The organism is Vibrio sp. 10N.286.45.E10 (genome assembly GCF_002874195.2).
Lineage (GTDB): Bacteria > Pseudomonadota > Gammaproteobacteria > Enterobacterales > Vibrionaceae > Vibrio > Vibrio crassostreae.
On the sequence record NZ_MCWD02000001.1, the window covers coordinates 841,151 to 859,563 of the forward strand.

An 18,413-nucleotide genomic window follows, 5' to 3' on the forward strand; every position below is an offset into this window, starting at 1 on the left:
GATCGTTTGGTAGTACGTCGATAGGCATTAATGCCATCAACGAATCAAGAGATTGCAATTGAGTAATTACAGCTTAGATTTTGCGGGGGACGAAGATTTTCGTCCCCTTGCTGCTCGTATGAGACCGGAAACTGTCGAACAGTATATCGGTCAGCAGCATATATTAGGCCCAGGTAAACCACTTCGCAGAGCATTGGAAGCGGGTCATATCCACTCGATGATTTTGTGGGGGCCTCCGGGCACCGGTAAAACGACGTTAGCCGAAGTAGCGGCAAACTATGCGAATGCAGAAGTTGAACGCGTATCGGCGGTAACTTCGGGCGTAAAAGACATTCGTATTGCGATTGAAAAAGCGCGTGAGAACAAGCAAGCAGGGCGCAGAACCATCCTGTTTGTGGACGAAGTCCATCGCTTTAACAAAAGTCAGCAGGATGCTTTTCTGCCTCATATCGAAGATGGTACCGTGACCTTTATTGGTGCGACGACAGAAAACCCTTCTTTTGAGTTGAACAACGCTTTGTTGTCACGTGCGCGTGTCTACAAACTGACTTCTCTCAATACCGAGGATATTTCCCTCGTCATCCGCCAAGCGATTGAAGATAAGCAACGTGGGTTAGGTGATGTGCCTGCTGATTTTGCTGATAATGTTTTAGATCGCCTTGCAGAACTGGTTAACGGCGACGCGCGTATGTCGCTTAATTATCTTGAACTGCTGTATGACATGGCAGAAGACAACGATAAAGGTGAGAAATCGATAACCTTGCAGCTGTTGGCTGAAGTGGCCGGTGAGAAAGTCGCTCGTTTTGATAATAAAGGCGATATTTGGTATGACCTAATATCTGCAGTTCATAAGTCAATTCGTGGTTCAAACCCGGATGCGGCTTTATATTGGTCGGCACGCATGATTGCGGCAGGTTGCGATCCTCTGTATATCGTTAGACGCTTGCTGGCGATTGCTTCTGAAGATATTGGCAATGCTGACCCTCGCGCAATGCAAGTCGCGATGTCGGCTTGGGATTGTTTTACACGTATTGGCCCTGCTGAAGGGGAGCGTGCGATTGCACAGGCGGTTGTTTATCTCGCGTGTGCACCAAAGAGTAACGCCGTTTATACAGCTTGGAAGCAAGCGTTAACAGACGCGCACAATCTGCCTGAATATGAAGTCCCTCATCATTTACGGAATGCACCCACAACTTTGATGAAGGACATGGGCTACGGGCAAGAATACCGTTATGCTCATGACGAACCTGGAGCCTACGCGGCTGGGGAAAAGTATCTGCCTCCTGAAATGGGAGAGAAGCAATACTATTTCCCAACAAAACGAGGCTTAGAGACCAAAATTGGCGAGAAGCTAGATTATCTGGCGGATTTGGACGCAAAAAGCCCACAAAAACGCTATGAAAAGTAGTCTTTTTTGGATATCGTTACCTAGTCATAAAAATTCAATTAAATCGTTAGAAATTGGTCGAAATAGCACCAGTTTTAGGGGTTTAGCAGTGATTCAGTAGCAAACTACTGAATATTCAAATAACTAAAGCATAGGATTAGCAATGCTGGATTCTAAATTACTTCGAGCTGAGCTGGATGAAACAGCGGCAAAATTAGCACGTCGAGGCTTCACCCTTGATGTAGAGACAATTCGTGAACTTGAAGAAAAACGTAAGTCCCTTCAGATGAAAACTGAAGAGCTACAAGCGTTACGTAACTCTCGATCGAAGTCCATTGGTCAAGCGAAAGCAAAAGGCGACCATGAAGAAGCTGAGCGTATCCTTGCTGAAGTAGGCAATCTAGGCGCAGAACTAGACCAAGCTAAAGTAGCATTGGCTGATCTTCAATCTGAGCTAGAAACGATCACAATGTCTATTCCTAACCTACCTGATGCAGAAGTGCCAGATGGTAAAGATGAAGACGACAACGTAGAAGTTTCTCGTTGGGGTCAACCTAAGGCTTACGACTTTGAAGTGAAAGATCATGTAGATCTTGGCGAAATGTCTGGCGGTCTTGATTTTGCTAGCGCAGTTAAAATCTCTGGTTCTCGTTTCATCGTGATGAAAGGCAAATTCGCACGCCTACACCGTGCTATTGCTCAGTTCATGCTGGACCTTCACACTGATGAGCACGGCTACACAGAAATGTACGTACCGTACCTAGTGAACCACGATAGCCTTTACGGTACTGGTCAACTTCCGAAGTTCGGCGAAGACTTGTTCCATACAAGCCCGCTAACTGAGCAAGTAAGTGACGTACCTCTTAAGACTCTATCGCTTATCCCTACTGCGGAAGTACCGGTAACGAACATGGTTCGTGACACGATTACTGATGAAGCTGAACTGCCACTTAAGATGACAGCTCACACGCCATGTTTCCGTTCTGAAGCGGGTTCTTACGGTCGTGACACTCGTGGTCTTATCCGTATGCACCAATTCGACAAAGTTGAATTAGTACAAATCACTAAGCCAGAAGACTCAATGGCAGCGCTTGAAGAGCTAACTGGTCATGCTGAAAAAGTACTTCAACTTCTAGAGCTTCCTTACCGTAAAGTAATTCTATGTACGGGTGATATGGGCTTCGGTTCTGCGAAAACTTACGACTTAGAAGTATGGGTTCCAGCACAAGAGACTTACCGTGAGATTTCTTCTTGCTCAAACATGTGGGATTTCCAAGCTCGTCGTATGCAAGCTCGTTTCCGTCGTAAAGGCGAGAAGAAACCTGAGCTTGTACACACACTAAACGGTTCTGGTCTTGCTGTTGGTCGTACTATGGTTGCGATTCTTGAGAATAACCAAGAAGCTGACGGCCGTATTGCTATCCCAGCAGTACTTCAACCATACATGGGCGGCGTAACGCACATCGGTTAATCGTTCGACGATTTAGTGAGTTCACAAATTATTGAAAACCCAGCCTATTGGCTGGGTTTTTTATCATCTGAAAAATATATTGGTGCGTTCTTTGACTACTTTTACCTAAATATTATTACGAAAAAGTAATAGTGTTTTATTATTTTTGCATATTATTACTTAATTGTAATGTGGCTATAATGTCCTCTTACCGCGGTAGGTAAAGATTTTCTCGTTTATGTACAGAGGAGGGCTTATGGCCGTAGGATGGGCTGGAGACGATAGTGTCAGCCAGCAAATACAAAATACCATTGATGATGAGATCTCTCGTGTAAGAGGAAACCTTCGAGGTGGTGAGAGTTTGCGTTATTGTGATGAGTGTGGTGATGAGATACCGGAACAAAGACGACTCGCGATCAAAGGCGTTCGTTTGTGTATCGAATGTCAGTCAATATTAGAGCATGACGCACATCGACATTCATTGTTTAACCGTCGAGCAAGTAAAGATAGCCAATTACGTTAAACTGACGGTTACCTTCAAAACAGTTAAGGCCTTACTTTTATGTAAGGCCTTTAAGTTTAATTAAGTGATTTATTATTGAAGATATATAGAAATAATCATCGCTCTTGTTCAGAACAATAAACGCATTATTTAATTACTATTTAAAGCAATGAGCATTTTGTAATGCAGTGTCGATAGCAGCGACCAATTGCTCAATATGTTGTGGTTCGCTAATAAACGGAGGCATCATATAAATTAACCTTCCGAACGGACGAATCCAAACACCTTGCTCAACAAAATGAGCTTGAATGGTTTCCATATCGACAGGTGTGTGTGTTTCAACAACGCCAATCGCTCCTAGCCAGCGTACGTCTTTTACAAGATCATGCTCTCGTAAAGGTGGCAGTAATTCAGAGAAGAGCTGTTCGATCTGTTGAGTCTGATTTTGCCAATCGCCTCGCTCTATGATCGACAAGCTTGCCGCACCGACTGCACAAGCTAATGGGTTCCCCATAAAGGTTGGCCCGTGCATAAAGCAGCCCGCTTCACCGCCACATACCGTATCAGCGACTTCTTTGCTCGCCAGTGTTGCTGAAAGGGTCATGTAGCCACCAGTCAGCGCTTTGCCAACACATAAAATATCAGGTTGAACATCGGCATGTTCACAAGCGAACAGTTTGCCTGTGCGGCCAAACCCGGTAGCAATCTCATCCAAGATCAGCAATACGTTGAATTCATCACACAGCAATCGAACCTGTTTTAGTAACTCAGGGTGGTAGATGCGCATACCGCCAGCACCTTGGACAATTGGCTCCAAGATCACGGCTGCGACTTCTTGATGATGTGTTGCTAGCTTTTCACGGAAGCTGTTTATGTCGTTAGCGTCCCATTGTTCCCAAAAACCTGTTTTCGGTGAATCTGCAAAAATATGTTCAGGCAAAAAGCCTTTGTAGAGGCTGTGCATCGAGTTGTCAGGGTCGGTCACTGACATCGCTGCAAAGGTATCACCGTGGTAGCCATCTCTGAGTGTGAGGAACTTCGAACGAGGTTGTCCTTTGGCATGCCAGTATTGAAGCGCCATTTTAAGACTCACTTCTACGGCAACTGAGCCTGAATCGGCCAAGAATACATGTTCAAGATTACTTGGTGCTAGGTTGAGAAGCTTCTTACATAAATCGATGGCAGGCTGGTGGGTGATACCACCAAACATAACGTGTGAAACCTTATCTATTTGGCTATGAGCAGCGGCATTTAGCTCTGGATGATTGTAGCCGTGGATAGTTGACCACCAAGACGACATACCATCAATAATTCGTTTTCCGCCTTCTAATTCTAAGTAAACACCGTCTGCATTGGTGACTGGGTAGCAGGTCAGAGGTGTTAACGTTGATGTGTAGGGATGCCAGATATGCTGGCGATCAAAGGCGAGATCCATAGTAACTTCCATTCTTGTTGTGATTAAAAAATAACCAGATGTAAACTTTTGATATTATCAATGTGTTGACAGTCTAAAGCTTGTCGGTAGACTAGCCAAGCATAAATGCAAACTCTAGACGCAGAGTTGTAACATCAAAAAAATAAAAAAAAGGATCGACACGTGGAAGTTCGTCATGACTGGACAGTTGCTGAAGTAACAGCGCTGCTTGAAAAACCGTTTATGGATTTAATGTTTGAAGCTCAAGTCGTTCATAGACAGTACCAAGAGCACAACCACGTGCAGGTGAGTACGCTTTTGTCGATAAAGACAGGTGCTTGTCCTGAAGATTGTAAGTACTGCCCTCAAAGTGCTCACTACCGAACGGATGTCGACAAAGAACGCTTAATGGAAGTTGAGCGTGTTTTGGATGCAGCGCAAAAAGCCAAGAATGCGGGCTCAACTCGTTTTTGTATGGGCGCTGCATGGAAAAACCCGAAAGAACGCGATATGCCTCACCTAACTGACATGATCAAAGGTGTGAAAGGCATGGGTCTAGAAACCTGTATGACCCTGGGCATGTTAACGCCGGATCAAGCAGGTGAGCTAGCCGACGCAGGTTTGGACTACTACAACCATAACCTTGATACGTCTCCAGAGTTTTACGGCAGCATTATTACCACTCGTACTTACCAAGATCGTTTAGATACGCTATCTCACGTGCGTGATGCCGGAATGAAGATCTGTTCTGGTGGCATCATCGGTATGGGCGAAAGCACCAATGACCGCGCAGGCCTTCTTGTAGAACTGGCGAACCTTCCAGTACACCCTGAAAGTGTACCAATCAACATGCTTGTAAAAGTGAAAGGCACACCGATGGAAAACGTCGATGATGTCGAGTCTTTCGACTTCATCAAGCTGATTGCAATTGCACGTATTATGATGCCTATGTCTGCGGTTCGCTTATCTGCAGGCCGTGAGAACATGAACGAACAGATGCAAGCGATGTGTTTCATGGCGGGTGCGAACTCTATCTTCTACGGTTGTAAGCTACTGACGACGCCAAACCCTGATGAAGACACGGATATGCAGTTGTTTAAGAAGCTGGGTATCAACAGCCAAGAAGTGGCTCAAAAGCCAGACGAAATTCAAGAAAACGAACTGTTAGATCAAGTGGTGGAGCGCGTTGCGGCTCGTCCAACTAAAGATGACATGTTCTACGATGCCACTGTTTAAAGCTCGCATTAAAGAAGCCCTTGTTCATCGCCATGAGCAAGGGTTGACTCGCCAACTCAAGGTGCTCGAAAACAGCAATGGACCTTTGCTGAATAGCGAAGGTTCTAGTTTCATCAATTTTTCGAGTAATGATTATTTAGGCTTGGCGAACGATCCTGAACTGGTGGATGCATGGCAAACGGGTCTTTCACAATATGGAGCTGGAAGTGCGGCGTCGCCATTGGTTACAGGCTTTAGTCCTGCTCATCGAAATTTAGAGGCTCAACTGTGTGAATGGTTGGGCTTTGAACGTGCCATTCTCTTTAGCTCTGGTTTCAGCGCCAATCAAGCCTTGTTGTTCTCTCTTCTTGAGAAAGACGACTCACTGTTGCAAGACAAACTTAACCACGCTTCTTTGATGGAGGCGGGGATGCTTTCTCCTGCAACAATGAAACGTTTTAAGCATAACGATACGCAACATCTAGAGTCGCTACTGAGCCGTTCTCCACAATCCTTAGTTGTGACGGAAGGCGTGTTCAGCATGGACGGCGACCAAGCTCCTCTCAATCAAATATCTCGCCTGACCAATCAATACGACAGTTGGCTAGCGGTTGATGATGCCCACGGTATTGGCGTACTAGGTGATAAAGGGGCGGGGAGCTGTAACGCGGCACAAATAACGCCTGATATCTTAATTGTGACTTTTGGTAAAGCCTTTGGTCTTTCTGGAGCTGCGATTCTTTGTTCATCAGAAGTGGGTGATTACTTAACTCAGTTCGCTCGTCATCATGTGTATTCGACGGCAATGCCACCTTCACAAGCAGTGGCTTTGTCTCATGCGTGTCAGATGATTCAAACACAAGAGTGGCGTCGCGAGAAGCTAACCGAGTTAGGGGCTCTTTATGCAGAGCAGCTGAATGGCGTGAAAGGCTTTGTTGATACTCAGACTCCAATTAAGCCATTTGTGATAGGTGAAGCTCAGGCTGCATTATCTATAGCTGAAGAGTTAAAGCAAAACCAAGTTTGGGTGACCGCAATAAGGCCGCCAACCGTTCCAGCCGGAACCGCTCGATTACGAATCACGCTAACGGCTAACCACAGTCAGAAACAGATTCTTCAGTTAACCAGCTCGTTGCTTAAAGCAATAGAGCTAAATAATGAGGCTCAGTAAATGTCACAAGAAGCAGTAGTGCATGATTACATAGGCCAAGATAAAAGTGCGATTGCCGAAGCTTTCGGTAAAGCAGCAACAACCTATGATAAACACGCTGAGTTTCAGCGCGATGTTGGTCACCGGCTATTGGATAAGTTACCGAGCGACCTCTCAGGGTTAAAGGTGCTCGATTTAGGTTGTGGGACTGGCTATTTCTCCGAACAGATGGTGAAACGCGGTGCTGAAGTGGTATGCGCTGATCTTTCTGATGGAATGCTGCAAAAAGCAGAACAGCGCTGTGGCGCAAGTGTTTGTCTATATCAACAAGCTGATGCCGAACAATTACCGTTTGAAGATGGGTCTTTTGACATCGTTTTTTCAAGCCTTGCGTTGCAATGGTGTGACGATTTATCGTCGCCTTTGAGAGAAATGAAGCGTGTTGCTGCCGCTGGTGGGCGTGTTATTTTCTCAACTTTGCTTGATGGGTCACTGTTTGAGTTGAAAAAGTCGTGGTCTAAAATTGACTCACATCAACACGTTAACCATTTTATTACAATCAATCAGGTAAAAATTGCGTTAGCGCAATCTAGCTGTACAGCTCATCAACTAGACTTGCCCACCATCACCGTTTGGTACGACACTGCGTTTGAACTGATGCGCGACCTTAAAGGTATTGGCGCTAATCACGTAAGTGGTCGCTCACAAGGTTTAACAAGTCGTCGCATGTTGCAGCTTGTTGAACGGGAATATCGAGAGTTTAAAAACCATCAAGGTTTCTTGCCAGCAACATATCAAGTTTGTTTAGGGGTTATTCAATTATGATTGATGCATTATTTATTGCAGGTACGGATACCGAAGTGGGAAAAACTGTGGTTTCAAAAGCGATTCTTCAAGCTTTGGCCGCACAAGATCTATCAACAATTGGTTACAAGCCAGTTGCAGCAGGGAGTGAGAAATCCCCTGAAGGTTTACGTAATAGTGATGCTCTGCATCTTCAAGAAGCAGCGACGCAAGATATTGCTTACGAAGACGTCAACCCGTATGCGCTATTGTTACCGTCATCGCCTCACATCGCTGCTAAACATGACGGTGTTGTAATTGATGAAGCGGTATTATCAGCGAAGCTAGAACAGCATAAGCAAAATTCTGACATAGTTCTAGTTGAAGGTGCTGGTGGCTGGCGTGTACCGGTTTCAGATGATGAATATTTGTCTAGCTGGGTTAAAAAAGAGCAGTTGCCAGTAGTACTTACTGTGGGTATTAAGCTTGGTTGTTTGAGCCACGCTCTATTAACGGCAGAAGCGATTCGTGCTGATGGCCTAAACCTAGTAGGTTGGGTCGCAAACCGTATCAATCCGGGTACTGAGCACTACGCAGATATTATTGCGATGCTTGAAGATAAGCTAGGTGCGCCAAAGTTAGGTGAAATCCCTTACGTACCAAAAGCGAAGTCTAAGAACATTGGTAAGTACATTGATGTGCAGCCTTTGCTTGCGCTTTAATTATCACCTTATGTACTAAATAAGAAAAGGGCTGCGATTGCAGCCCTTTTGCTATTTTAAGCCTTTAGATCTTAAGTTGATAAACAACCGGTCTTTTAATAGAAAGCTTGGGATTAATGTTCTTTTGTCAGTCCCATTAAAGCTTGCTGTGTTTCTGTGATCTTTGTCTGTGCAGTTTGCGGTGTTAGGATTCCGATCTGCTTTTTCGCTTCTTCTTCAGTAATCCCTAGGTGACAGCACAGTAAATCGATAGCCATTTGAGTGTTAGTACCTTCAACCATGATTCTTCCCTTTTTGTACATGGACTAGCCAATAAATCATCTGAAGTCACTGTAAACGGATTGTTATATCGACACCATACGACTTAGGTCTAATAGACTAGATTTAATTCGGATATGGTCTCGTAATCAAATGTTGCAATTTAATGCTTAACCTTGTTTTCTTAATCTAAGACTATATGTATAAGTAAGTATAAGTCTTCAAGGTTGGAATCTATTGCTGTCTACCTTGTCTATAACAATAAGTTTTATAAAAACAGCTTTCATGCGGAGATAAGTAATGAAGCGAGTAATGTTGTTCCTTGCAACCAACCTAGCGGTTGTATTGGTTCTAAGTGTTGTTCTTAATATTGTATACGCAGTCACAGGTATGCAACCCGGTAGCCTCTCAGGCTTATTGGTGATGGCTGCGGTATTTGGTTTTGGCGGCTCATTCATTTCATTAATGATGTCAAAGAAAATGGCGCTACGCTCTGTAGGCGGCATGGTCATTGAAAGCCCGCGCAACGAAACAGAACATTGGTTGATGGAGACGGTAAGCCGTCAATCTCAACAGGTTGGTATTGGTATGCCAACAGTGGCGATCTACGACTCGCCAGACATCAACGCATTCGCGACAGGCGCTAAGCGTGACGATTCATTGGTCGCAGTATCAACAGGCCTGCTGCACAACATGACGCGTGATGAAGCTGAAGCGGTATTGGCTCATGAAGTTAGCCATATCGCGAACGGCGACATGGTGACAATGACTCTAATGCAGGGTGTTGTGAACACGTTCGTTATCTTCCTATCTCGTTTCATCGCCAACATTGTTGCGTCGAATGACAACGAAGAAGAGGGTGGCAGCAACATGATGGTGTACTTCGGTGTGTCTATGGTGCTGGAATTGGTATTTGGTTTCCTAGCGAGCTTCATTACGATGTGGTACAGCCGCCATCGTGAGTTCCATGCTGATGCAGGTGCTGCGCACTTGGTAGGTAAAAATAAGATGATTGCAGCGCTAGAGCGTCTAAAAGTGAGCCACGAGCCGCAATTAGAAGGTTCTATGATGGCGTTTGGTATTAACGGTAAGAAGTCTCTTACTGAGCTATTAATGAGCCATCCGCCACTAGATAAGCGTATTGCGTCTCTACGTAACATGTAATTTCTAATATGATTAGCCATCGCTAGTCGACAAGAAAAATCTAAAGGCTTCCTTCGGGAGGCCTTTTTTGATCTTGGCGCTTAAGATAACAAGTGTTGAGACATGAAGTATGAGATACGAGGTGTAGTTGTCGCTAGGTGATTAAATTGAATAAGCAGGGGGCGAGTAGATCAATTGGAGGAGGCTTGGTGTTCTTATGTTTACGATTCTTGTGTCGATAGATTTAATTCCGCGCAATAAAAAGGCTTCCACATGGGAAGCCTTAGTCTATTCTGCGATTCGAATCTTACAGCTTGTCAGTTAGCTCGATTGCTTGACCGATGTAGTTTGCTGGAGTCATCTCTTTCAGGCGAACTTTCTCGTCTGCAGGGATTTCAAGACCGTCGATGAATGCACGCATGCCTTCTCCATCTACACGCTTACCACGAGTTAGCTCTTTTAGCTTCTCGTATGGCTTCTCGATGCCGTAACGACGCATTACTGTTTGTACTGGTTCAGCAAGAACTTCCCAGTTTTTGTCTAGTTCAGCAAGTAGTGCTTCACGGTTAACTTCTAGCTTGCTAATACCTTTCAGAGTTGAAGTGTATGCAATGATTGCGTAGCCAACACCAACACCTAGGTTACGAAGAACTGTAGAGTCAGTTAGGTCACGTTGCCAGCGAGAAACTGGAAGTTTTTGTGCAAGGTGGCTAAATACTGCGTTAGCTAGACCAAGGTTGCCTTCAGAGTTTTCGAAGTCAATTGGGTTAACTTTATGCGGCATTGTAGAAGAACCGATTTCGCCAGCAATAGTCTTCTGCTTGAAGTGACCAAGAGCAATGTAGCCCCAAACGTCACGGTCGAAGTCTAGAAGAATCGTGTTGAAACGAGCAACCGCGTCGAATAGCTCAGCGATGTAATCGTGAGGTTCGATTTGAGTTGTGTACGGGTTCCAAGTTACGCCAAGAGATTCAGTGATGAACTCTTCAGAGAACTGGTGCCATTCAACTTCTGGGTATGCAGAAAGGTGTGCGTTGTAGTTACCTACCGCGCCGTTGATTTTCGCTAGGATCTCAACGCTTTCGATTTGCTTGTATTGACGTTCCATACGGTACGCAACGTTAGCCATCTCTTTCCCCATAGTAGAAGGAGAAGCTGGCTGACCGTGTGTACGAGAAAGAAGAGGAATGTCACGGTACTCGTTCGCAAGTGCTTTGATAGCATCAATTACGTTACGAATTTCTGGAAGAATCACTGTGTCACGAGCTTCTTTAAGCATAAGCGCGTGAGATGTGTTGTTGATGTCTTCAGAAGTACATGCAAAGTGAATGAATTCGTTAACTGCGTGAAGCTCAGGAACGCCCGCAACTTTCTCTTTCAAGAAGTACTCAACCGCTTTTACGTCGTGGTTTGTCGTGCGCTCGATCTCTTTGATACGCAGAGCGTCTTCTTCGCTGAAGTTAGCGGCTAGTTCATCAAGAAACTGGTTAGCTTCTGCACTGAACGCTGGTACTTCCTTGATTGCATCAGTAGCTGCAAGCTTTTGTAACCAACGAATTTCAACGATAGAGCGGTACTTTAGTAGTCCAAACTCACTAAAGATGCTGCGTAATGCAATAGTCTTACTTCCGTAACGGCCGTCTACTGGTGAAACAGCAGTCAATGCTGACAGTTCCATGGTGTTCTCCTGAATTGAGTTTTCTAAATTTTGAGAGGTTTATACCAGTAACAATCTCAATTGTCACGCACATTGCGCAATCGTTTGCGTGAGAGTTGTGTTGATACAAAAAACAAGCTCGCGACAAGGCGCGAGCTAATAAATTACATTCGAGCTAGTAGGATTTGAGCCTGCTCGATCATCTTCTTGCGACCGAAGATAAGGTGGCGGCGTTTACCACCAACCTGGCGCCATAACACAGCGCTTCGAATCCCTGATAGAAGCAGTGCGCGAACCTTATGTTGGCTCGAGGTTTGTTGAAGTACAGCTGGTGTGCCAGAAACCTGAATACGAGGGCCTATTGGACTCACAACATCAAGGTAGATGCTCGCAAGGTTGCTGATCATTTGCTCGTCAAACAGATCAAAGTGTTCAGTTTGGCGCTCCGCAGTTTGAATGCGGTCACCAAGCTGAGACATAGAGTCGTTGCGAGAAGATAGCTTACGCTCAAGAGCCATCAAGCTGATAATGTAACGAGTAATATCGCTACCAGCTGGAGTACTATCGATACCTTTTACTAAGCACTCAAGGCCAAGCTTTAGGTTCGCTTCACGTCCAAATACGCCAACTGTATTCGCTGGGTTGGTATTTAAAATAGCACTGAGTGAAGCTTCGAAGGCATCTTTATCACAATGGCCGTCTTTCGCTACTTGTTGAACCAAAGCCACAGCTTGGCAAATTCCGGCGAAAGCAATAGTACGGTCATAAAGTGTATTAGCCACGTAGTAACTCCTAGTTGTCTTCTATCGTTTGTCGTTCGATTAGTTAGATGCGTTTTTCGATGATACCGCCACCAAGACATACTTCGTCTAGGTAGAACACTGCCGATTGACCTGGGGTCACAGCAATCTGAGGTTCATCAAAAATAACCTTAATGTTCTCATCATCAATTGGGATGATTGTACAAGGAATATCAGTCTGACGGTAACGTGTTTTTACCGTGCATGTCATAACTTCAGTAATTGGTGTGCGATTTACCCAATGAAGCTGAGAAGCGATCAAACCTTCTGATTTCAAAAGAGGGTGGTCTTTACCTTGTACTGCGATCAAAACATTACGCTTGAGATCTTTTTCACCAACAAACCATGGTTCTTCATTACCGCCGCCACCTTTAGTGCCACCGATATGAAGGCCTTTGCGCTGACCTAGCGTGTGGTACATCAAACCTTGGTGTTGACCAATCACTTGGCCTTCAGGTGTTTCGATGTTACCCGGTTGTGCTGGTAGGTATTTGCCTAGGAATTCAGTGAACTTACGCTCACCGATAAAGCAGATGCCTGTAGAATCTTTCTTCTTCGCTGTGATCAAGTCTTGCTCTTCAGCAATACGTCGCACTTCTGGCTTTTCTAATTCACCGACAGGGAATAGGCTGCGTGCCACTTGATCTGAGCTTAGCGTGTATAGGAAGTAGCTTTGGTCTTTGTTGCTGTCTAGACCACGTAGCATTTCTGGTTTTACGCCAGCATCAAGCTCTTCTTGAGTTGGGAAAGTACGACGAACGTAGTGACCCATCGCAATATAGTCTGCGTCTAGCACTTCATCCGCAAACTCTAAGAATGCTTTGAATTTGATTTCTTTGTTACAAAGGATATCAGGGTTCGGTGTACGACCCGCTTTGTACTCTTCAAGGAAGTACTCGAATACATTGTCCCAGTATTCCGCAGCAAAGTTGATCGTGTGTAGGTGGATGCCTAGTTTGTCACATACCGCTTGAGCATCAGCAAGGTCTTCAGCTGCCGTGCAGTATTCTTCGTTATCATCTTCTTCCCAGTTTTTCATGAAAAGGCCTTCTACCTGATAGCCTTGTTGCTGAAGAAGATACGCCGATACTGACGAATCTACACCGCCGGACATACCGACAATTACTTTCTTTTCGCTGTTTCCAGAGCTGATATCTGACATGTCTAAACACCGTTACTATTACTTGGTCGCAGATTCTAACAGAAAGAGAAACGCCGTGACAGATCCGAGACCGGAATCACAGTTTCATTTGCACAAATAGTGCGCTGACTTTGTTAGAGAATCGCATGAGAGCGAGGTGAGTCGCTAGGATGTCAGAAGTATATGTGGCATAGTCGCTCGAAATCCAAGACCTGAGATAAAAAAATGTCTGAACAAAATGAATTTATGCAAGAAGAAGAGCTGATTGAGATTATCGAAAACCAGCTTGAAGATGGCGAACCTGTAAAAGTTAAAGAGACGCTGATGCGTTTAATGATGACTGGTACTCCTCGTGAAGAGGCAATTGCGGCTATGGCATGTGCACTGGCAATTGAAGTCTTTGACGTTATGAAAAACGGCGCGGAGTTCAATCAAAAACGTTACGCAGAGCATTTGGGTATGCTGCCTGATCTGAGCTTTATGGAAGGCGAATAAAAAAAACCTTCAGCAAACGTTTGCTATAGTTTGAAAGATTGCCGCGTTAAATATAGCGCGGTAGAATCCGCCACCTATTTCCCCTTGACTTAGACTAGCCCTATGAAATTCCCTGGACAACGTAAATCAAAGCACTACTTTCCGGTTCACGCTCGTGATCCTCTAGTGAGCCAAGCTCAAAGCAGTAAAAGAATGTCACGCACTCATATTATCGGTATTGACCAAACATTGGTGGATATTGAAGCAAAGGTGAGTTCTGAACTTATTGAGAAGTATGGTTTGAGCAAGGGACATTCACTGGTTATTGGTGACGCAGCCGCTGAATCTTTATATCAAGAATTAAAAGAACAGAGCCTGATTACCAATGAATACGCTGGTGGCACAATTGGTAACACATTACACAACTATTCAGTGCTAGCGGATGACCGTTCTACTCTACTGGGTGTAATGAGCCAAGATATTAAGATTGGTAGCTACGGTTACCGCTATTTATGTAATACATCAAGCAGAATGGATCTGAACCATTTACAAGGGGTAGATGGCGCAATTGGTCGCTGCTTTGCATTAATTACAGAAGACGGTGAACGTACTTTCGCAATTAGCGAAGGACAAATGAACCAATTAAAACCAGAAAGCATTCCTGAAAAGATCTTCAAAAGTGCTTCTGCTTTAGTTTTAACGGCTTATTTAGTTCGTTGTAAGCCAGGTGACCCTATGCCTGAAGCAACAATGAAAGCGATCGAATACGCGAAGAAATACGATGTGCCTGTTGTTTTAACCCTTGGTACTAAATTTGTTATTCAAGATGATCCAGAATTCTGGAAAGATTTCCTTGAGCAACACGTAACTGTTGTTGCAATGAATGAAGATGAAGCTGAAGCATTGACAGGCGAGAGTGATCCGCTTGCTGCTTCAGATAAAGCGTTAGAGTGGGTAGACCTTGTTCTATGTACCGCGGGACCTGTTGGCCTATTCATGGCGGGTTACACGGAAGATGCAGCTAAACGTGAAACGTCACTGCCTTTACTTCCAGGTTCAATCGCAGAGTTCAACCGTTTTGAATTTAGCCGTCCTGCGCATAAAGATTTATGTGAAAACCCAACCAAAGTGTATTCGCATATTGCGCCATACATGGGTGGTCCGGAAAAAATCAAAAATACGAATGGTGCAGGTGATGCTGCTTTATCGGCTTTATTACATGATATGGCTGCGAATAAGTACCACAAAGAAAACGTGCCAAACTCAAGTAAGCACCAACATTCATTTTTGACCTATTCTTCTTTCTCACAAGTTTGTAAATATTCAAACCGCGCTAGCTATGAAGTGTTGGTTCAACACTCTCCACGTTTATCTCGTGGTCTTCCTGAAAGAGAAGATAGCCTAGAAGAAGCGTACTGGGAAAGATAAGTTACTTTCTTTAATCAGTAGTACTATCAGTATCAGTATCAGTATCAGTATCAGTATCAGTTAGTTTCTAATACTGATAGTACAAATATAAAAAAGGCTCCGAAAGGAGCCTTTTTTGTTTCTGAATATATTGAAGCCGTAAATAATACTTTGGTCGACTAAAATATTAATTCTATTGCTTAGCGTGTAATTGATTACTCACTAAGTAAACTAAATGTTTAGATTGCAAACTCTTCTAGAGATTTACCAGCATCTAGCTGTTCTTGGATAGCTGAAGGCGTACGACCTTGACCTGTCCAAGTCTTCTCATCGCCATTTCCGTCTACATATTTGTATTTCGCAGGGCGAGGAGCGCGTTTAGCTTTAGTTGTTTTAGATTTTGCTTCACCAGAAAGTGCTGCAATTAGATCTGCAACATCAATTCCGTCTTTTGCAATTTGTTCAGCAATAGCAGAAAGCTTAGCTTCTTGCTCTGCTTTAGCAGCACGCTCTTCAGCTTCAGACTCTTGACGCTCTTGTACAACAATAGTCAGCTTGTCTAGCGCTTCTTCAAGTTGCTCAAGAGTTAATTCACGTGAGAACGCACGAAGGCTGCGGATATTTAATAGAGTTTTTGTTAATTCAGACATGATATTTTCCATCAAGGTAAACTAAATAATCCTCCTAATAATAAACAGAGCCTAGGAATAAAACAAATAGTATTTCTTCTATTACATATTTAAATATAAAAGTGAGATGAATAGTTGAAAATTCAGAGCCGTATTTCTATCGAATTTATAATAATTATTAAGATTATCTTAAAAACTGATATGTGACTGGTGGAGTAGTTAACTTATGTAGACTATTCTCTTATTGATTAGTTCATTAGCAAAAAGCTATTTTTCTCGGAATGATATGTTGCATTGTTGCTCTTGATGAGTACAATTGCGGCTACCTGATGCGAGGTATTGGTTAATTTGTTGTTAAACTCTGGTTTGCACGGTTAATAATGTTATCGCACGTAGAGGTGCAATTATAAAAAGTAACTTCCGTTGGGGTGATGCCAATGAACGGGAATGAAAGGTGTAATTGCCGAAGTAAATTGTATATCTAAGCAATTTGCTGGGGTTGTGCTCAATAGGTACAACACTGCCATAGTCTTAATTTTAAACTATGGAGCGCTACTGTAGGGTTGGGTGAAGTGTTCACTTCCCTTTCGCTTAGTTCAACATGAGCTTGGTCAGCCGTATCAAGTTTGTCTGCAGTAGATCTCTAGCCAAATAAAAAACTGGTTTTTGAAGATCATGAATTTAATAGATTTTGCAACATCACCTTTATCTTTGCTTCCGCCCCTTGTGGCTTTGAGCCTTGCTATTGTTACCCGCCGTGTATTGGTTTCTTTGGGTGTCGGTATCATCATGGGTGCGATTCTACTTGCTGACTACTCAGTAGGTAACGCAGTTAGTTACGTGTTTACTAAAGCATCTGGTGTTTTCATCGAAGATGGTGGCATCAACACTTGGAACATGAGCATCATTGCATTCCTAATTATTCTTGGAATGACAACGGCATTATTAACACTGTCTGGCGGTACTCGCGCATTCGCGGAGTGGGCGCAGTCTCGCGTTAAGAGCAAACGTGGTTCAAAACTACTTGCTGCTTTCCTAGGTGTATTCATCTTTGTTGATGACTACTTCAACAGCTTAGCGGTAGGTGCTATCTCTCGCCCTGTAACAGACCGTTTCTACGTATCTCGCGCTAAGCTTGCTTATATTCTCGATTCTACTGCTGCTCCAATGTGCGTGATCATGCCAGCTTCTAGCTGGGGTGCTTACATCATTACTATTATTGGTGGCATTTTAGTGACACACGGTGTGACAGAGTATTCTGCACTGGGTGCTTACGTTCGTCTTATTCCAATGAACTTCTACGCTGTATTTGCACTATTAATGGTGTTCGCAGTGGCTTGGTTCGGTCTAGATGTTGGTAAGATGCGTGAGCATGAAATCGAAGCATCTCAAGGCCGTGGCTTTGAAGGCGACAACGATCAAAAGCAAGCTCACGATCTAAACGAAGAGCTAGACATCGAAGAGAGCGAAAACGGTTCAGTTTCTGATCTTGTTATGCCAATCGTATCGCTAATTGTAGCGACAGTTGCAGCAATGCTTTACACAGGTGGCCAAGCGCTGGCTGCTGATGACCAAGCATTCAACCTTCTAGGTGCATTCGAAAACACGGATGTAGGTAAGTCTCTTGTTTACGGTGGTGTTATCGGTTTACTAGTAGCACTAGCGACAGTATTCAAGCAAAAGCTCTCTATGGCTGATATCGCAAGAACAATGTGGATCGGTGCTAGCTCTATGTTTGGCGCGATTCTGATTCTTGTGTTTGCATGGACTATCGGTTCTGTCATCGGCGACATGAAAACGGGTTCTTACCTATCGTCTCTAGTAACAGGCAGCATTGATTACCACTGGCTACCGGTTATGTTGTTCCTTCTAGCGGGCGTTATGGCGTTCTCGACAGGTACATCTTGGGGTACGTTCGGTATTATGTTACCTATCGCGGGCGACATGGCTGCAGCATCGGATATCGCGCTAATTCTTCCTATGCTAAGTGCGGTTCTAGCGGGTGCTGTATTTGGTGACCACTGTTCTCCAATCTCAGACACAACGATTCTGTCTTCTACTGGTGCTCGTTGTAACCACATTGACCACGTATCGACTCAGCTTCCATACGCGCTGTCTGTGGCGTTCGTATCGTGCATTGGTTTCATTACCTTAGGTATGACATCTTCAATTGGCATCGCATTTGGCGCAGCGTCTCTAACGTTTGTTGCTGTATGTTTTGCATTGGCTTACTTCTCTCGCTGCAAAATGGCGACGTGCAAAAGCTAAAACTGAAAGCTAA

The 18,413-nt window shown here is 44.2% G+C and carries 17 protein-coding genes and 1 riboswitch; of the genes, 11 read left to right on the plus strand and 6 right to left on the minus strand.

Annotated elements, in window-relative coordinates:
* Nucleotides 1–52 precede the first annotated feature (52 nt).
* From BCU34_RS03720 to BCU34_RS03730, 3 genes are all read left to right on the plus strand, one after another.
* Nucleotides 53–1,408 (plus strand): replication-associated recombination protein A, encoded by a 1,356-nt coding sequence (locus BCU34_RS03720; RefSeq protein WP_276605534.1) that lies wholly within the window; start codon nt 53–55, stop codon nt 1,406–1,408.
* A 142-nt stretch (nt 1,409–1,550) separates the two neighbouring features.
* Nucleotides 1,551–2,858: a serine--tRNA ligase gene (gene serS, locus BCU34_RS03725; protein WP_048658298.1), complete on the plus strand. Its 1,308-nt coding sequence runs from the start codon at nt 1,551–1,553 to the stop codon at nt 2,856–2,858.
* Nucleotides 2,859–3,093: 235 nt separating this feature from the next.
* Nucleotides 3,094–3,360 (plus strand): DksA/TraR family C4-type zinc finger protein, encoded by a 267-nt coding sequence (locus BCU34_RS03730; RefSeq protein WP_048658302.1) that lies wholly within the window; start codon nt 3,094–3,096, stop codon nt 3,358–3,360.
* A 136-nt stretch (nt 3,361–3,496) separates the two neighbouring features.
* Here the strand turns inward: BCU34_RS03730 and bioA are convergent, their stop codons facing one another.
* Nucleotides 3,497–4,774, minus strand: coding sequence for an adenosylmethionine--8-amino-7-oxononanoate transaminase (gene bioA, locus BCU34_RS03735; protein ID WP_102431575.1), 1,278 nt, complete (start codon nt 4,772–4,774; stop codon nt 3,497–3,499).
* Between the two features lie 162 nt (nt 4,775–4,936).
* On the opposite strand from bioA, the gene bioB reads away from it, so the two are divergent.
* The 4 genes from bioB to bioD are packed head-to-tail and all read left to right on the plus strand — an operon-like array spanning nt 4,937 to nt 8,623.
* Entirely contained in the window at nt 4,937–5,989 is a 1,053-nt protein-coding gene (gene bioB, locus BCU34_RS03740) for a biotin synthase BioB (RefSeq protein WP_048609384.1), read from the plus strand.
* Complete coding sequence (gene bioF / locus BCU34_RS03745) at nt 5,976–7,139, plus strand: 8-amino-7-oxononanoate synthase (RefSeq protein WP_102431574.1); 1,164 nt, start codon at nt 5,976–5,978, stop codon at nt 7,137–7,139. The genes bioB and bioF overlap by 14 nt, the downstream gene beginning before the upstream one ends.
* The gene (bioC, locus tag BCU34_RS03750; protein WP_102431573.1) at nt 7,140–7,943 is read left to right on the plus strand and encodes a malonyl-ACP O-methyltransferase BioC; all 804 of its coding nucleotides are present in this window, start codon (nt 7,140–7,142) and stop codon (nt 7,941–7,943) included.
* Complete coding sequence (bioD, locus tag BCU34_RS03755; protein ID WP_048658306.1) at nt 7,940–8,623, plus strand: dethiobiotin synthase; 684 nt, start codon at nt 7,940–7,942, stop codon at nt 8,621–8,623. Before bioC ends, bioD begins: the two co-directional genes overlap by 4 nt.
* A gap of 113 nt (nt 8,624–8,736) precedes the next feature.
* Here bioD and BCU34_RS03760 read toward each other — a convergent pair whose 3' ends face one another.
* On the minus strand, nt 8,737–8,904 hold the full coding sequence (locus BCU34_RS03760) for a hypothetical protein (RefSeq protein WP_017078977.1): 168 nt from the start codon (nt 8,902–8,904) through the stop codon (nt 8,737–8,739).
* Nucleotides 8,905–9,181: 277 nt separating this feature from the next.
* Here BCU34_RS03760 and htpX point away from each other — a divergent pair, with 277 nt between their 5' ends.
* On the plus strand, nt 9,182–10,045 hold the full coding sequence (gene htpX, locus BCU34_RS03765; protein WP_102480629.1) for a protease HtpX: 864 nt from the start codon (nt 9,182–9,184) through the stop codon (nt 10,043–10,045).
* A 286-nt stretch (nt 10,046–10,331) separates the two neighbouring features.
* Here the strand turns inward: htpX and purB are convergent, their stop codons facing one another.
* The 3 genes from purB to mnmA form a co-directional block, all read right to left on the minus strand.
* Nucleotides 10,332–11,702 (minus strand): adenylosuccinate lyase, encoded by a 1,371-nt coding sequence (gene purB, locus BCU34_RS03770; protein WP_017057059.1) that lies wholly within the window; start codon nt 11,700–11,702, stop codon nt 10,332–10,334.
* A gap of 143 nt (nt 11,703–11,845) precedes the next feature.
* Nucleotides 11,846–12,463 (minus strand): high frequency lysogenization protein HflD, encoded by a 618-nt coding sequence (gene hflD, locus BCU34_RS03775; protein WP_009848813.1) that lies wholly within the window; start codon nt 12,461–12,463, stop codon nt 11,846–11,848.
* A 43-nt stretch (nt 12,464–12,506) separates the two neighbouring features.
* Nucleotides 12,507–13,643: a tRNA 2-thiouridine(34) synthase MnmA gene (mnmA, locus tag BCU34_RS03780; protein ID WP_017068076.1), complete on the minus strand. Its 1,137-nt coding sequence runs from the start codon at nt 13,641–13,643 to the stop codon at nt 12,507–12,509.
* Between the two features lie 204 nt (nt 13,644–13,847).
* Between mnmA and BCU34_RS03785 the strand changes: the two genes are divergently transcribed.
* Both BCU34_RS03785 and BCU34_RS03790 read left to right on the plus strand, forming a co-directional pair.
* Nucleotides 13,848–14,117, plus strand: a complete 270-nt coding sequence (locus tag BCU34_RS03785; RefSeq protein ID WP_010439986.1) for a hypothetical protein — start codon at nt 13,848–13,850, stop codon at nt 14,115–14,117.
* A 102-nt stretch (nt 14,118–14,219) separates the two neighbouring features.
* On the plus strand, nt 14,220–15,524 hold the full coding sequence (locus BCU34_RS03790; RefSeq protein WP_102431572.1) for an inosine/guanosine kinase: 1,305 nt from the start codon (nt 14,220–14,222) through the stop codon (nt 15,522–15,524).
* A 218-nt stretch (nt 15,525–15,742) separates the two neighbouring features.
* Here BCU34_RS03790 and BCU34_RS03795 read toward each other — a convergent pair whose 3' ends face one another.
* On the minus strand, nt 15,743–16,153 hold the full coding sequence (locus BCU34_RS03795; RefSeq protein WP_102433210.1) for an H-NS family nucleoid-associated regulatory protein: 411 nt from the start codon (nt 16,151–16,153) through the stop codon (nt 15,743–15,745).
* 364 nt (nt 16,154–16,517) lie between these two features.
* Nucleotides 16,518–16,695: riboswitch (Lysine riboswitch) on the plus strand.
* 112 nt (nt 16,696–16,807) lie between these two features.
* Here BCU34_RS03795 and BCU34_RS03800 point away from each other — a divergent pair.
* Nucleotides 16,808–18,400, plus strand: coding sequence for a Na+/H+ antiporter NhaC family protein (locus BCU34_RS03800; protein ID WP_102433209.1), 1,593 nt, complete (start codon nt 16,808–16,810; stop codon nt 18,398–18,400).
* The last annotated feature ends 13 nt before the right edge of the window (nt 18,401–18,413 follow it).

Bases quoted from the DNA above. Each gene is read 5' to 3' on its own strand.
- serS (WP_048658298.1), top strand. From the start codon at position 1,551: ATGCTGGATTCTAAATTACTTCGAGCTGAGCTGGATGAAACAGCGGCA.
- BCU34_RS03730 (WP_048658302.1), top strand. From the start codon at position 3,094: ATGGCCGTAGGATGGGCTGGAGACGATAGTGTCAGCCAGCAAATACAA.
- bioA (WP_102431575.1), bottom strand. From the start codon at position 4,774: ATGGATCTCGCCTTTGATCGCCAGCATATCTGGCATCCCTACACATCA.
- bioF (WP_102431574.1), top strand. From the start codon at position 5,976: ATGCCACTGTTTAAAGCTCGCATTAAAGAAGCCCTTGTTCATCGCCAT.
- bioC (WP_102431573.1), top strand. From the start codon at position 7,140: ATGTCACAAGAAGCAGTAGTGCATGATTACATAGGCCAAGATAAAAGT.
- bioD (WP_048658306.1), top strand. From the start codon at position 7,940: ATGATTGATGCATTATTTATTGCAGGTACGGATACCGAAGTGGGAAAA.
- BCU34_RS03760 (WP_017078977.1), bottom strand. From the start codon at position 8,904: ATGGTTGAAGGTACTAACACTCAAATGGCTATCGATTTACTGTGCTGT.
- htpX (WP_102480629.1), top strand. From the start codon at position 9,182: ATGAAGCGAGTAATGTTGTTCCTTGCAACCAACCTAGCGGTTGTATTG.
- purB (WP_017057059.1), bottom strand. From the start codon at position 11,702: ATGGAACTGTCAGCATTGACTGCTGTTTCACCAGTAGACGGCCGTTAC.
- mnmA (WP_017068076.1), bottom strand. From the start codon at position 13,643: ATGTCAGATATCAGCTCTGGAAACAGCGAAAAGAAAGTAATTGTCGGT.
- BCU34_RS03785 (WP_010439986.1), top strand. From the start codon at position 13,848: ATGTCTGAACAAAATGAATTTATGCAAGAAGAAGAGCTGATTGAGATT.
- BCU34_RS03790 (WP_102431572.1), top strand. From the start codon at position 14,220: ATGAAATTCCCTGGACAACGTAAATCAAAGCACTACTTTCCGGTTCAC.
- BCU34_RS03795 (WP_102433210.1), bottom strand. From the start codon at position 16,153: ATGTCTGAATTAACAAAAACTCTATTAAATATCCGCAGCCTTCGTGCG.
- BCU34_RS03800 (WP_102433209.1), top strand. From the start codon at position 16,808: ATGAATTTAATAGATTTTGCAACATCACCTTTATCTTTGCTTCCGCCC.